13 protein-coding genes are annotated in these 14,446 nt (G+C 40.1%); 10 read left to right on the top strand and 3 right to left on the bottom strand.

The features are described from left to right. The first annotated feature begins 18 nt into the window (after nt 1-18). The 8 genes from HG263_RS01655 to HG263_RS01620 all read left to right on the top strand — a co-directional run bounded on the left by HG263_RS01655 (nt 19) and on the right by HG263_RS01620 (nt 7,269). Nucleotides 19-648: a LysE family translocator gene (locus tag HG263_RS01655; RefSeq protein ID WP_171624347.1), complete on the top strand. Its 630-nt coding sequence runs from the start codon at nt 19-21 to the stop codon at nt 646-648. A 126-nt stretch (nt 649-774) separates the two neighbouring features. Next, nucleotides 775-1,293, top strand: coding sequence for a hypothetical protein (locus HG263_RS01650; RefSeq protein WP_171624346.1), 519 nt, complete (start codon nt 775-777; stop codon nt 1,291-1,293). 293 nt (nt 1,294-1,586) lie between these two features. Beyond that, a complete protein-coding gene (locus tag HG263_RS01645) occupies nt 1,587-2,666 on the top strand; it encodes an MBL fold metallo-hydrolase (protein ID WP_171624345.1) in 1,080 nt (359 codons plus the stop codon). A 223-nt stretch (nt 2,667-2,889) separates the two neighbouring features. Next, a complete protein-coding gene (locus HG263_RS01640; protein ID WP_171624344.1) occupies nt 2,890-4,083 on the top strand; it encodes a hypothetical protein in 1,194 nt (397 codons plus the stop codon). A 125-nt stretch (nt 4,084-4,208) separates the two neighbouring features. Continuing rightward, entirely contained in the window at nt 4,209-4,418 is a 210-nt protein-coding gene (locus HG263_RS01635; protein WP_171624343.1) for a hypothetical protein, read from the top strand. Nucleotides 4,419-4,882: 464 nt separating this feature from the next. Then, entirely contained in the window at nt 4,883-5,800 is a 918-nt protein-coding gene (locus tag HG263_RS01630) for a TIR domain-containing protein (protein WP_171624342.1), read from the top strand. A gap of 95 nt (nt 5,801-5,895) precedes the next feature. Continuing rightward, a complete protein-coding gene (locus tag HG263_RS01625) occupies nt 5,896-6,273 on the top strand; it encodes a nuclear transport factor 2 family protein (protein ID WP_042779881.1) in 378 nt (125 codons plus the stop codon). A gap of 201 nt (nt 6,274-6,474) precedes the next feature. Further along, nucleotides 6,475-7,269, top strand: a complete 795-nt coding sequence (locus HG263_RS01620; protein ID WP_009840416.1) for a trypsin-like serine protease — start codon at nt 6,475-6,477, stop codon at nt 7,267-7,269. A gap of 367 nt (nt 7,270-7,636) precedes the next feature. Here HG263_RS01620 and HG263_RS01615 read toward each other — a convergent pair whose 3' ends face one another. After that, nucleotides 7,637-8,662, bottom strand: a complete 1,026-nt coding sequence (locus HG263_RS01615; RefSeq protein WP_171624341.1) for an IS110 family RNA-guided transposase — start codon at nt 8,660-8,662, stop codon at nt 7,637-7,639. Nucleotides 8,663-9,172: 510 nt separating this feature from the next. Between HG263_RS01615 and HG263_RS01610 the strand changes: the two genes are divergently transcribed. Beyond that, nucleotides 9,173-9,949, top strand: a complete 777-nt coding sequence (locus HG263_RS01610; protein WP_171624340.1) for a hypothetical protein — start codon at nt 9,173-9,175, stop codon at nt 9,947-9,949. 462 nt (nt 9,950-10,411) lie between these two features. On the opposite strand, the gene HG263_RS01605 is transcribed toward HG263_RS01610, so the two are convergent. Beyond that, a complete protein-coding gene (locus HG263_RS01605) occupies nt 10,412-12,898 on the bottom strand; it encodes an EF-hand domain-containing protein (RefSeq protein ID WP_171624339.1) in 2,487 nt (828 codons plus the stop codon). 458 nt (nt 12,899-13,356) lie between these two features. Here HG263_RS01605 and HG263_RS22540 point away from each other — a divergent pair, with 458 nt between their 5' ends. After that, nucleotides 13,357-13,488 (top strand): hypothetical protein, encoded by a 132-nt coding sequence (locus tag HG263_RS22540; protein WP_281358233.1) that lies wholly within the window; start codon nt 13,357-13,359, stop codon nt 13,486-13,488. 178 nt (nt 13,489-13,666) lie between these two features. On the opposite strand, the gene HG263_RS01600 is transcribed toward HG263_RS22540, so the two are convergent. After that, nucleotides 13,667-14,413, bottom strand: a complete 747-nt coding sequence (locus HG263_RS01600) for a hypothetical protein (protein ID WP_171624338.1) — start codon at nt 14,411-14,413, stop codon at nt 13,667-13,669. Between the last annotated feature and the right edge of the window lie 33 nt (nt 14,414-14,446).

Here is a 14,446-nt window from a genome sequence, read left to right as displayed (position 1 = left end):
ACTAGTAAGAACCATTAAATGGACTATTTCATCGCTATTTTATTATTTGCTATTTCGTCTTCAATTACACCAGGCCCTAACAACGTACTTGTTATGACTTCAGGTCTTAACTTTGGGGTAAAAAGAAGTATGCCTTTGTTATGTGGTATTTGCTTTGGATTTACGGTAATGCTACTGATAGTTGGTATTGGTTTTATGCAGGTGTTTACTTATTTTCCTTCATTGCATTTAGTCATAAAAACATTAGGTGTGGGTTATTTGCTTTATTTAGCGTACTTGATAGCAAATTCATCCAATGCTATTTCATCCAGCAGTCAACCAACGCCATTGTCATTTCTAAACGGTGCATTATTTCAATGGATTAATGCAAAGGCATGGATTGTTGCATCAGGGGCGATAGCAGCGTTTACGACGGTTAATGTCAGTTCTTTTGAACAGCAGATAACAATAGCTTTAATCTTCCTATTTGTATCGTTTCCTTGCGTCGGAATATGGTTGTTATTTGGCTCTGTACTTAAACGCCATTTGACGAAACCTAGATATCTTATATGTTTCAACTACACCATGTCATTGTTGTTGATCCTTTCTGTGCTACCAGTTGTAAATGAATTAATTGATGTAATTTGCGCTGCCTTATTTACTCAGTAACCTCTTAAAAATCTTTAGTACAGTGTTTTTGTTTGCAATATGGGTAATTGTTTTGTAATTATAGTTTTATCGTCACGTTTTATTTACGTGAATTTTAGTAATGGCATATACAGCAAGGAGAAAACTATGAAAACCAAAATGACTCTATTAACTGCATCAGTATTGCTACTAGGTAGCACATCAAGCCTTGCATCTGCGCCTGATGGTTGGGTTGGGTATTTCAAAGGGGAGTGCGAACTAATATCACCGGCCAGAGGCAGTTTTTACACGTTTCCAATGGCATTAGAAGTTGCTGACGTTGATCAGCAAAATGCTGACTGGATCATCACTTATGGTGAAGGAAAATCACAGCAAGTGAGAAGTTATACGCTTAAAACTATCGATGCATCTTTAGGCCATTATGCAGTAGATGAAAATAATGGCATAGTGATTGACCAATACTTAGTTGGCAACGAATTTATGAGTTTGTTTGAAATAGCAAGTTCAAAAATTCAGTCGACTTACTCATTAGATAGTAACGGCACACTGGACGTATCAATGGAAACATTTACCTTTGACCCAGTAAGACAAAAAGAAGTGGGGCAGTACACGGTTGCTAACTACGCATTGAAAGTGAAGCAGAAGTGTCGCTTATACAAATGGTAAAAGTATAGATATAGTTAAACAACAATTTAGCTTCGCACAAACTGATACCAATATGTTATTTTGTGTGAAGCTAACAGGTTCTTGAGAGTAAGTTAGTACCGTGTAATTAGATTTTAGCGCATGTTTGTTTTTCAAGTTTGCTTTTACAGCAGCTTGATTGATATCTATACAAGATAGAGTCAGGTTACATAGTTATGCTATGTGCGTCAGGCAATCAAGCGCTGCCCATTGGGGAACGAAAATAATAGTAAAGAGCAATAGGCTCTAGTCTTAGCTAAAAATAGGTTATGTAATTGAAGTATCTACCACTTTTGTCAATTGTTTTAATCAGTGCATGCTCTGCTCCAAATCAAGTAACAAGTATTACTTCACAAGAGCAAGTTGTTGCTTATAGTAAACATCAAGGCTATGAAGATAGGTTTGATAACTTCTATAAAAAACCTGAGCTGTATCCCGTTAGCTGTGACACTGATTGCTATCCAAGTACGGCACTTATTGAGTGCAAAACAGATATGGAGCAATGCCAGTATGTTGGTGAAAATAACATACCTCAAACTCGCTTGGGTTATGAGATCCAGTGGCTTGGCCATGCAACCTTTGTTATTAAAACACCGACCAATGAAACGATTTTAATTGACCCAGTAAAACACCAATTTGACTGGCCTGTTGATTTGGGGTTTAGGTTGCTAAACGGGTTTTATCGCAATGAAATAAAATGGCCCGATAACCTTTCTGACAACGTAGACGGGGTTATTTATTCTCATATTCATTATGACCACTTTAGTAAAGAAACAATAAATGAGCTTGGCAATAAAGTTACTTATTTCACCCCTAAGGGGTTTGCAGATTATTTTCCTAAAGGCGGATACAAAATTTCTGAAATGCTGTGGTTTACGAAAACTAATTTAGGTAATTCAACATTGCATTTTGTGCCTGCCCATCACTTTAGTAGCCGAGTTGTTGTACCCTATATTACAGAAGATCATGATGCGAGCTTGTGGGGGGGCTGGGTGATTGAGTCAAAAAGCACCCGATTGTTTTATGCTGGCGATACAGGTTATTCATCTCACATTAGCGAAATAGCCAATAGATTTGCATCTTTTGATATTTGTTTAATGCCAATCGCTTCTTATTTTCATGAAACAGCGGGAAAATGGTATCGAAAGGTACATATGACACCCGAAGATGCCCTTTACGCTGCTGATGAACTGAATTGTAAAGTGATGATCCCTTGGGGGTATGGCAATGCATCGTGGAAAATGGGAGACAAGAGCAGTCACGCGCCATTGTTTAGATTACTGGGGCAATATCAACAGTTAAAGAGCAAAGTACCTTTAATCATCTTAAACGAAGGTGAGCAGATTGAATTGTAAGACAAATTTATGATGAAGCAATGAGGGGACGCTGACCACTATGTCGGCCACCTTCTTATTTTACAGCATGCAGACAAGCAGATTGAGCTGTTTAGTAGTTTAAACTTTGCACGGTTTTTATCTCATGGTACTTTAAAGCTACACTGATGTGACGGTATGCCTGACATTGAACGCTTTTCTTATAAAGCATAGGTACTGGTCATTTAAAAGAGGTTCAAGGACTTTGATACTCACAAATAAGAACACCCAGCAGCAAAGCACGCTACAGCGTGTTGGTACCCAGTCAAAATCTGCGAGCAAGGGGCGCTACCTTGAAGACAACAGAGCCGCCACAACAGCAGATAATACGCTATTGCAATCGTTGGCAAATCAACAGCCCATTCAACGCAAAACAGTGATTGAAAATATTGGTCAATCTTGTACATATGGGCCTGCAACCAACGCACAAACAGTGACTGTTGGTCACACCATGAATGCTTGGCTTGACCCAGCCGACCCAGTTAGAGGGCAAAGCGCCAGTGTTAATGCCTCGCAAGATAATCTAATGGCGTGGATAAAAAGTGTTTATCCGCAGGCAAAAGGCGCTATGTCAGTAAAGGGGCACCTACTTAATGATAATTTAGGTGGCACTGCGCTAGACAACAATTTGTATCCCATTTCAAAAGGGGCCAATGGCAAACACCTTTCTACATCAGAGAATTATGTAAAAAATGCGCTGTGGAAGGATAAAACCGCTGTGAAATACTCTGTTAGTGTGTCTGGGGCTACCAATTATACCAGTGCAAATTCTAGCAACGCCAAAGCAACATTTCATGCAGTGGTCAGCCCATGGAACGATGTAACTGACACAAGCAAGGTAGGCGCAACCGCTTACACGGCAAATATCACCTCTGACTTGGGCAGTCCTAAGGTCAGAGAAGCGTCTGACGAAAAAGGTGCAGCTCTTGGAAACATTTCTGCATATGGTTTAAAGCCCAGTGAAGACCCTGCAAAATTAGTGGGTGATCTATCAAATGCCGAAAAGCAACATCGCACAGATCAACCAGCAGGTTTGCAAATAGACTCACAGTCTGGATATCAGGCACTGGCTGCAACATCAAGTGGAACAACAGGCGACTCACAGGTTTGGAACGATGCCTATAATAAGCTAAAGGCCGACCCGCAAGAATTTGTTGAAGAACATATGGATGATGCAACCAGAGACATTGTTGATATTGCTATTGCAAATTACGATAACGTGTCTGATGCTGCGGCAGCGGCTTTTGCTGCTGGGCTTAGTGGTACCTTTTTATCGGGGTTGCCTGTTGTTGTATCTCAGCATATAGAAAAAGACCAAACAGTAAGTGAGGCGTTAATGCATGGGCTTGGAGCGTATTTTCAAAGTGAATATGAAGAGCGCGGTAAAGGAGCAGGGTAAGACGTTAACAAATCCAAATGGGGCAAGGGTTGCCTTTTGTTAGCAAGTGGCTCTAATTAAATTTTAAATAGAGCGTAACAAGAAGCCATAATTTGTAGTCGCTCATATCTGATCTTAAAGCTTCGATGAATAGGACTGGACTTTATCGAACAGACCGCTATGAGCGAGTAAGAGTCGGTCGTAGTAATTTGGTGTTATTGGCTCAGTTCCACATAGCAGACATTTCGCAAACTTATTTATTGCCCCAAAACAAGCTAGAAAACTTTGCTCAACGGGGTATCAACGGTTCTGAGCGAATATTGCTTAGTCAGCATAAATTCGACGATATGAATTAAAAATGGTGCACGAGTTCTCATTGAGTTAGTTCCACAACCCCGTAGAGGACAGTCACTCGAATTAGCTAAGCTCTACGCGTACAGATTCTAAAAAAGGTGATTTGTTCATAGTAAATTCATTTACTGTGATTTTATACAGGTATAATTTAAGGCATCAAACTTTGCAACTAGAGACCCCGTTAATTTTTGTTCAAATTGTTCACCTGTAGACCTGAAAAGCTCCCTAACCATTTGATTATAACAAGGCTTAACCATTTTAGATAAGTTGACTCATTCTCGTTTAAGTAGATTCTCGTTTTGCTCTGTGAGCGTTGTTACTTTTTGAGGACAAAATGGCGGCTAACATGCTAATATTTAGCGCAATTAAATTTGTTAATTGGTGTGTTGTAGGGATAATGGGTAGAACATTAACGCAAATTCACGCTAATACACTGTTAGGCTCAAAATAGATTCGGAGTACAATTTTGTTTAATTTGCTGATTTCAGGAAATCCAGAAAGCTGGGATTCGAGTCCATATGAGCTTGAGCGAGGACGCTCGGTTGTCGAATACACTGCCGATGAAATTCGTGAGCGTTACAGAAATTTTGATGATAAATCTATTCGTGAGTTAAAAAGCTTTCCTTGTCTATTCGTCGTAGAAAATGAAGAACGAGAGTCGCGCATTGGATACATAACTGATATTCGCGTGCGTCTGAACACGGTTGTAATTCATTTCGAATTTGATCCTATCCTACCAGTGCTTAGAATTGGTTCTATCGAAGACATGAGGATTGATATTGATCTAGGTCGCTTTGAGTTATCGAGAACTCACTGGGCGGTAAAAGATGAACCGATCTTTGAAATTCTGCTTAGAAAAGGCCATATTTCACAGCAACAACTAGATGCCTCTCAAGCTATTAAGTCACCACCTCCACCGGTAGTGCCGCCGCCAGCACCGGGCGGTCAAAGTGTGTTCAATACATCGCAAGTGTTTATTGTTCATGGCCATGATGATCTGGCAAAACTGGAAATGGCAGACTTCATCGAGAGCTTAGGGCTAGAGCCAATAATTTTACATATGCAAGCCAGCTCTGGCCGCACAATAATAGAAAAAATAGAGCACTATTCAAACGTTGGGTTTGGAATTGTTCTTTATACACCTTGTGATGTTGGCTCAAAAGTTGGGGCTTTGAATGGCAATTACCGAGCAAGACAGAATGTGGTTTTCGAGCATGGATATCTAATTGGAAAATTGGGGCGTCCTAGAGTTACAGCAATTGTGAAAGATACTGTTGAAACTCCGAATGACATAAGCGGTGTGGTTTACGTTGCTCTTGATCCGCTAGGTAACTGGAAGGAAGAGCTTAAAAAAGAGATGCGCAGTGTTGGCTATCAGGTATAAGCCTAACAATCGCAGGCACAGGGACAAAATTTCCGCTTCGCTACAATTTTTCCCGTGCTGCGGGCGTTATATGCCTTTGAAGTTTTGGAGACCAAATGGATATTCTCATTGAGCAAGAGATCGAGTTGCATCAGTATGAAATACGTCAAAGTAAAACGGATATTGAGCGCCTAATCCATCCTAGTTTTGTGGAAGTCGGTAAATCAGGTACGAGTTATGATTTCGACTCAATCATAGAAATGATGGAAGGTGAGGAACCTTCAAGCACTCGTATACATTCACAGAGGTATGAATGTATTCAGCTAGAACCTTCCGTTCAACTTCTGAGGTACGAGTCAGCTCTGGTAAGTGAATTTGGCGAAGTTAGTGATTTTGCTAAACGTTGTTCAATTTGGGTATTTACCGGTACTTGCTGGCAACTCAAGTATCACCAAGGCACACCGTGTTCGCCATTCGAGCTAGAACATAACTGAAGCTTGAGAAAACAGGCATATAACAAAGCGTTCAAGAGGGATTCTCAACGCTTGGCATTTTTAGTTTGAATCGGCTTAAGTGATTACGGCACAATGGTTTAGGTTAGGTGGTTGGCGTTGTTCACCCCTTAACGCGGCGTTATATACCTCTATGAGTTAATTTCTTCGACAGTCTAATAAAAACATAAATAGGGAAATAAAATGAAAATTGGTCAATGTGTTTACTTCGTCTGCCTACTATTACTTTCCGTTGATAGTTTAGCGGTAGTTGTTCGCCATGATGTTCAAGCCAGTAACTATGAATTAGAAAAAACACCATCGTTTTTCGTTGATATGCCAAATGGCGGACACGGTGCTTTGATAGCACCTAATTGGGTTGTGACGGTAGCGCACCTTTTACCACCAAATATTCTTGATAAAACACTACAAATCGGCGAATACGAAGTTGAAGTTGAAAAGGTAATTATCCATCCAGGCATAACGGATATTCCGGAACACATGCTGAGTGGGGATGCTGCTGAATTAATGACTTTTATGATGACTGCGCACGACATTGCTTTAGTCAAGTTAAGCTCTAATCTACCAGAGAGTGCCACTATTGAAATATATTCTGAAAACAAGGAACTCAATCAAGTAATAACAGGCTATGGCCGAGGGACAACGGGCAATGGTATAACCGGTTCTGTTCAAGGGACTCAGGGAAAATTCAGGCACCTGCAAAATAGAATTGAAGAAGCGCATACTAATTGGTTATCAATCACTTTTGACTCAGGTGAAAAAGCCCTTGAGCTTGAAGGGATTGACGGTTCAGGTGATAGCGGCGGCCCTTTGATTATGGCCTCTGAAGGAAAAAACTATTTAGTTGCCTTGTTTAGCTGGGACTATATTGAGGGCAATTTAGAAGAGTTTGTCGCTGGGCATTACGGCAAAAAGTCTTATCAGGTCAGAATTTCTGCTTATAGTGACTGGATCAGAAAAACCATGACCGAGAACTAAATAACGGTATAACAAGTTACTTAAAAGGACGCAAAACGCTTGGCTTGCGCTCCTTCGTCGCTAATTTTAGCCAAGCATTTTTGCGCCCATTAGTAAGGCTACATGGACTCCCCTTTGTCAAGCAATAGCAGTTTTGACAACAAGAAGATCTGACAGCAGCTCTACATTCGGCGTTTATTAGCTTATCTACGCTATCGCCCTGATGATTTGCGCTTGAGCAATGCCTCATTCGTTAAACAGAGTTGCTAACTCTTCCCGACTAAACAGGCTTTCATGCTCTCGGTCTGACCGTGTTATCGTCACTTGCTAATGCTAAGACTCGGTGGGGTTAACCGTTTTAACTAACCTTTCTTTTTTACTGATTTAACTATTTCACATAATCAATCTGATATTCTTTTTCTGAGTGTAACAATGCCCAAATTAATCGCGCATTTTTGGCTGCCAAGGCTACCGTCGCTCGTTTAAATCCTCGTCGTTCGATAAGGTCTTTTACCCATAAACGGGTTCTATCAGTTTTGTGCTTGCAGTTAGCAATCACGGCTCGTGCGCCATGAATGAGTGAGGTGCGTATGTGTTTTTCGCCTCGTTTTGATATTCGACCCAGCTTAACTTGGCCACCAGTGGTGTATTGTTTTGGTACTAAACCTATCCAAGCAGAGAATGCCCGGCTGGTATCGAATTCTGTGGCATCACACACGGTGGCAACTACCGCAGTTGCAGTGACTTCACTGACACCAGGAATGCTCATTAAGCGTTTAGCGGCGTTCATTTGATTGGCTAATTGGTAAAGCTTTCTGTCGTGCTTGAGAATTTGTTGGTTTAGCCCTTTAATCTCTAGCCATAAATCATGAAGTAACTCTCTGGCGAGTATCGGCAAAGCATTTTCAGCGTCTTCTAAAATACTTGTTATCGCCTGTTGTGCAGGGTATCGACCTTTGGGCATAACAATACCAAATTCAGCAAGTAATCCTCGTAAGCGGTTTATCAGCGCAGTTCTGTCTTTTATGGCTCCCTGTCGAATACGGTGCAGGCAAAGAACAGCTTGTTGTTCTTCACTTTTGATAGTGACAAATCGTGTTTTAGGTCGGGTAACTGCTTCACAGATAGCTTCAGCGTCATTGGCATCGTTCTTTTCGTTTTGACGATAAGGAATGACAAACTTGGATGCCATGATACGTACGTCATGGCCCAACTTAGTAAATTCGCGTGCCCAATAATGTGCGCCCGAGCAGGCTTCCATGCCAATAATGCAAGGCGGTAATTTTGCAATTTCAGCTAAGAGTTTGTTTCGCTTGATGGTTTTACGTAATTTACACTTGTCATGAGTATCAACACCGTGGATACTAAAGATAGATTTGGCTAAATCGATGCCAATGGCTTTAATTAATGACATATGGACTCTCCTCAATTGAAGCTTTTTATCAACTTCACTATGGCACATTGATGCCGAGTGGGGAGTCCATATCATTCGTTATGTGACTAGGGAAGTTCAGTGTTTCTGGAGTACGAATTTTATTTCTGGATTGTATGGTGTTTAGTTACCTTTTTCTCTGCTAAAAGGTTCGGTTATCTAGGTCTTTTTATCGCCCATTTAATTGTACTCTTATCCATTGCTATTAGTGATATTTATTTAGTGTCAGAGTTTATGAAAAAGCCAGAGTGGGATGGTACTCCTGATATGGATATATTGTTTTTCTTAGGGATAATTTTTAGGGTAATCATCATTAATACATGCCTTTTACCAATAGGGCTTATAGGCAAGCATTTAGGTAAAAGAGTTAAAGTCACATAACAAATTAATTAAACCGTGGACGCAAAACAGTAGGCTTGCGCTCCTTCGTCGCTTATTTTAGCCTACTCTTTTTCGCCGTTTATTAAGGCGTTAGGCTCTTAGGGAGAATTTGTGCCAAACTGGTTAAAAAGTACCTTAACTTCTCTTGCATTCGGGGTAACAGGGAGTGCATTACTATGGCTAATTCAGGGTGGAATACCGGATACGTATGAAACCTTACCAAGAATAATATTCATTACTCTGTTTCTCGTGATCCTGTGTATTCTGCTTAGTTATACACAAAATAAATTTATATATCCTCACAAGGGGGAGATTCCTTACAATCTCAATGTAAATTCAACAGAGTTGAGCATACCAACTCTTTACGAAAAATATAAAAACTCGGTTTTGCTGGTAGGCCCAAGCCAAAACTATGTATTAAACCATCATCGATACCCTGAAAATTTTGAAAAGCTAATCAACTCACTTAGTCTCAGCAAAAAAATAAACATATTAATTTCTGACATAACTGATGAAAAAGTTATTCAAATGTACCAAGGCGTTAGCAATGGTAAATTTGAACGTGAAGCAAAGGAAATTATTCATTCGATAAAAAGAATTGACTCGTTTATTGTCGAAAAATTCGGTCAAGATAAATTGACTGAAATAAAGGACAATAAACTACTAGAAATTAGATGTGCTAACGGTTGGTTAGATTCATTCTGCTTTATTGATGAAAAAACTAATAACGGCCAATGCTATTTTATGTTGGTTACTCAGGGGGTTCCTGGAGGAGGAAGGCCTGTTTATTATTTTGATGAGACTGATCATCAAGATATATTTAACTTTTATCATGATAAGTATAGAAACAATACTTATCATGAGGCTAAGCGTATTTGGCCAGCCTAACACATATGAACCTTCTCCGGTCAAGTAAGCGTAACGACTATGTTAACTGTTTCATGTATTCTACTTTCAGCAGTAGCCTCTTATTTCATAATAGAAGCTAATAAGAGAATTAGGTATATTTTATAGGCAACTAACAAGTTGCTCCACACGGAAAATTATTCGCTGCGCTCCCAATTTTCCGGTGAGCAAGGCGTTATGTTTACTTTGAGATAAGTGACAAGAAAGGACTGTTAGGGACATATATGGTCACTCAATTTGGGCACTCAAAGTTGAAACTTTGGGTGTCTTGTCTAAGCTTTTAGTTCTTCAAAATTATTTCAATTCTAAGTTCAAGGAGTGAACGATGGTGTAATTCCCCCATAAACTGAAACAGTGCATAAGATAATAATTTAGATCAGCATTCGTTAAAAAGGCGGAGTAACGGACTGTTATTCCGCCTGCACAATTAATAGTTTCGATTACTTAACGGTAGTCAATCCCCCAATGGAAAGCGCTAACGATATCCTGACTTAATGCACCATTTAGTTTATGGCCACTCGCTTTGGCCGCTTCAATGCGAGTACGGATCGCAGGGGTAATGAAACGGCGCATTTCAGGGTCATTCAGGTATGCAGTGTTACCGAACTCACTAAACATATTTAGCACCTTCTCCATGATATCTTTCATGTCGCGCTCCATGTTTTTAATGTCACTCGTGTTGTCACCACTGGCAAGTTTATATACTAACAATTTAGTGATAGCTAAACCGCCACAACCAACACCGGCAACACCTGCTGCAATAATACCAGCAGCAGCGGTGCCACCGCTTGCTAACATTGCTGCTCCTGTAATAACTACAAGGGCTGTCACCTCAACGGCAGTGAGAAGTATATCAATAAAGGAAGTTGTGGTGGTGATACCATCAAGGCAAGCTCTAAGCGTTTTTGCCCCGTTTCTTATTTTTGCTAAGCAAAAGGCATCCGATCTTTGCAGCTTCACGATATCCATCATACCTTCAATAACGAGCAAGAAGCCACCGCTGATGATGGCCATAACAGGGTCTGTCCACTGTGCGAGTCGATAATTTAGGCCTGACGTTTGTCCTTCACCGAACACATCTTTAAACTGTGTGGCACACTTAGTAATATTTTCCACCACGTTTCGATCAAAGGTGTGGCCATGTTTGTGCATAATGCGTAACAGAGTCTGGCGACCATACATGATGGTAAACTTAGACAACAACGGCACCATATAATATTCAACTAAGTAGGATTGCTCGCTGTTTTTATCTGGCAGATCAATTGGGCTTTCACTATTGCCCATCAACATGGCTTCAAGCAAATTCACAGCTTCTTCTTCTGTCGGTGCATCAAAAGGCATCGATAAGCGGAATTTGGTTTCATCGACAGAGGAAAGATCTGGGTAACAGGCTTTAAACATAAAGGCAATAAAGCGATAGCCACCGAAAGTATCATCTACTCTATGCTCATCGCCACCACCTTCATGTAAGATGTTGATCCACTTTTCGGTGGAATTGGCATACACATCAAACCAACCATCGCTGCCACCGACGTCACTGTTTCCTGCATACGCATACGGGATATAAAGTGCACGGTGACTGCCTTGGCCAATAATTGATAGATTTCTGCCAAGAGGCAGGTTGCGCTTTTTATAGCCATGCTGGGAAGGGGCATTTGTTCTTATATCATGAAGTGACAGACGACCATCACGGTTGTGGTCTAATTGCTGGAACAAAAATGCAGATAACTGTTGTGCTGTTTGATAAGGGGCGTTAGTTCTGACTAACACGTTGGTTAACTCGTTTTGATCTACCATACCATCTTGGTTTACATCAGCTACTTGTATGGCTTGTTCAAAGTTAGTTAAAAACGTTTGATAAACCTGCGCATAGGTCATTCCTGGTGTAATGCCATGATGACCAGTTTGTGGCAGTGTTGTTGCTACATCTTGCACTGACAGTCGGCCATCGCGGTTTTTGTCCAAGCGGGTAAAAATCTCATCTGCCATTTCATGGGCACTGTTCCATGGCACATTAGATCTAACCAATAATTGAACAATTTCGTTGCGATCTAGCGTGCTGTCCCAGTTGAGATCTGACTGACGTAGGGTGTTTTGGAAATTAGCGCTCAGGATTTGAATCATTTGCTCCAACTTGGTTCTTAAGTTGTAATCTAAAGTTGTGGAGCTATTTATTTGTTGGCTTACTTCGTGCGCTGCGATTCTGCCATCATGATTGGTATCTAACTTTTGAAACACGTCTCTAGCCATAGTTTGCGCAACACTATAAGGCACATTGGTTCTTACCAATGCATTGACTAGTTCGTTAAAGTCTAATGTACCATCTCTGTTCATATCTGCGGTTTGCAGCGTTTGTTGAAAATTTTGTCTAAAGCCCGCAATAATTTGCTCTACTGCAGGGTTGCTAGTATTAACGTGATGCCCCATATTTGGTATTTGCTGGGAAACGTCTTGAGCAGATATTCTACCATCTCGGTTTTTATCTAATTTTAAGAAAATCTCGCCAGCAATGTTATTTGCCACTTGCCATGGTGTTGCCGCGCGCATCAACGCTTGCACGAGTTCATTGCGGTCTATGGTGCCATCGCGGTTTGTGTCAGCGTTGTTTAGTGACTGCTGAAAGTTTTGTTGTAATCCGTTAAGAACTTGCTGCGCTGCCTGAGACATATTTGTCTGAGGCTGTTGTGTTATTTGGTTTACTTGCCCAGATACATCGTCAATCGTCAATCGTCCATCACGATTATTATCTAGTCGATTAAAGATTTCGTTAACCATATTCTGAGCTATCTGCCAAGGGGTTGCTGCTCTGGTTAAAACTTGGATCAACTCGTTTCTGTCTATCGTACCATCACGGTTTAAATCAGATGTTGTTAATGCATGCTGGAAGTTTTGTCTCAGACCTTGAATGATCTGCTCTGTCGCAGTTGTCATAGTATTCCTTTAGGGTGAATGTGAAGTTTACAGTGAGCGCAATTATACTCACCCGCAGATCATAAATGATAAGATAATGCCATGTAAACAAATTGTTTTATTTGTTATGTGAGTCAAAATACTAGTGATTTTGTTTATACAAAAATAGATATTAAAAATTGGGTTTTAATCAAAGTAAACTAAATGGCAATTTGTTTTTCAATTATTGTTGTGAAGCAAAAGTGGTTAAATTTGTTGTTTTCTTCATGGATAATAAGATTAATTTAATATAATGTATGTTGCGTTTTTTTGATTTAGAAAGCTATAAAATAAAAGTAAGTTTAACAATTTTTGCTTTTAGTTAATGATGGTTCTCTGTATGTCAGGTAGTTGTGATATTAGATGACTAGTGTCTTTATAGTGACGAAAAAGGTCAATTTGCAGTCAGCGGGCATATTAGCGATGAGCAAAAGCAATAATTGTCTGAGAAATTAAATAGTAATGAGCAAATGCCGGAGCTAGCGCAACAAGTACCAAGCGTACTTATGAAAGGTTTGGCATATGACAGAGGTGCAGACGGGAAAGCAAATGCCTGGGGAAGCATGATGTGAATAACGAGAATCTAATAGATTTTTTAGATTTTAGGGAAGTACTTGATGAATCTTATTCAGCTCGAGATATTTCTCATTTTCGTGGTAATTTTGATTAGATGTTGCGTTTGCAGGGGCATTTTTTTGCCGCTTTGTTAAATATAGAGGTAATACTTTACCTCTATATTCTATGTATAAATTATTGAGATTGATTTTGCCATTTCAATAATAGTTTCAATGTAATCCCTCCGATTTGTCCCTCTTCTTCAAGTCCATAGTGGTCTTTTGCTGCATTTCTAAATGCCATTGAAACATCGTTCAAATACACTTTTACATCGTCTTGACAGATAGGGGTGTAATCACCAAGGCCAGAACATGTATCGTACAGACCGTCAATAACTGGTACAAACGTATTTTTGAAGTGATCTGATAGGTCGACCAAGTAAGCGTCAATTAGCGGCTTAGATGAATGCTCAACGGTGGTAAGTGACATATTATAGTCCCAGCACCGTTTCCAAACCGATGGGTAGCTCAACTCCTTGTTTTCTAATAGTGAAATAAACTCATCGTACTTATCGTTAATATCCAACATAAGGCGTGTATCGTCAAATGCGTTACAGTTATTTGGCGAGTCTAATGTGTTTTGAATTGCATTATTAAGGGCGTGGATAAAGCTTTTTCGTGCTGGTTCATAGACCTCGCCCAGACTATTCCACAGAGGTAGAACCGCTCCTAGGCGAACCAGATAAAAGTTATAGTCAATAGCTACAGCATGTTTGTTTAACCATTTGATATTATCCAGTGTTTCTCTATAAAGCCCAGTTTGGTATAGGTCGTAGGTTTCATCTAGCTTGAGTTGCAGTTCTGGATCTATATCATTTGCGTGTGATGACAAGCTGATTGTGCCTGAAAGTAAAAAGGCGGTTGAAATAAAGAGGTTTTTCATTTTGCTCTACTCCTTAGTAAAAAATGAATAGGT

Origin of the sequence: Pseudoalteromonas caenipelagi, assembly GCF_013140855.1 — a bacterium.
Classification (GTDB): Bacteria; Pseudomonadota; Gammaproteobacteria; order Enterobacterales; family Alteromonadaceae; genus Pseudoalteromonas; species Pseudoalteromonas caenipelagi.
Note: the sequence above shows the minus strand (reverse complement) of the source record. Positions and strands in the feature narration are given on the sequence as shown.

Coding starts and splice junctions, on each gene's coding strand:
- HG263_RS01620 (WP_009840416.1), top strand. CDS start 6,475: ATGAAAATTGGTCAATGTGTTTACTTCGTCTGCCTACTATTACTTTCC.
- HG263_RS01650 (WP_171624346.1), top strand. CDS start 775: ATGAAAACCAAAATGACTCTATTAACTGCATCAGTATTGCTACTAGGT.
- HG263_RS01625 (WP_042779881.1), top strand. CDS start 5,896: ATGGATATTCTCATTGAGCAAGAGATCGAGTTGCATCAGTATGAAATA.
- HG263_RS01635 (WP_171624343.1), top strand. CDS start 4,209: ATGAATAGGACTGGACTTTATCGAACAGACCGCTATGAGCGAGTAAGA.
- HG263_RS01605 (WP_171624339.1), bottom strand. CDS start 12,898: ATGACAACTGCGACAGAGCAGATCATTCAAGGTCTGAGACAAAACTTC.
- HG263_RS01615 (WP_171624341.1), bottom strand. CDS start 8,662: ATGTCATTAATTAAAGCCATTGGCATCGATTTAGCCAAATCTATCTTT.
- HG263_RS01655 (WP_171624347.1), top strand. CDS start 19: ATGGACTATTTCATCGCTATTTTATTATTTGCTATTTCGTCTTCAATT.
- HG263_RS01600 (WP_171624338.1), bottom strand. CDS start 14,413: ATGAAAAACCTCTTTATTTCAACCGCCTTTTTACTTTCAGGCACAATC.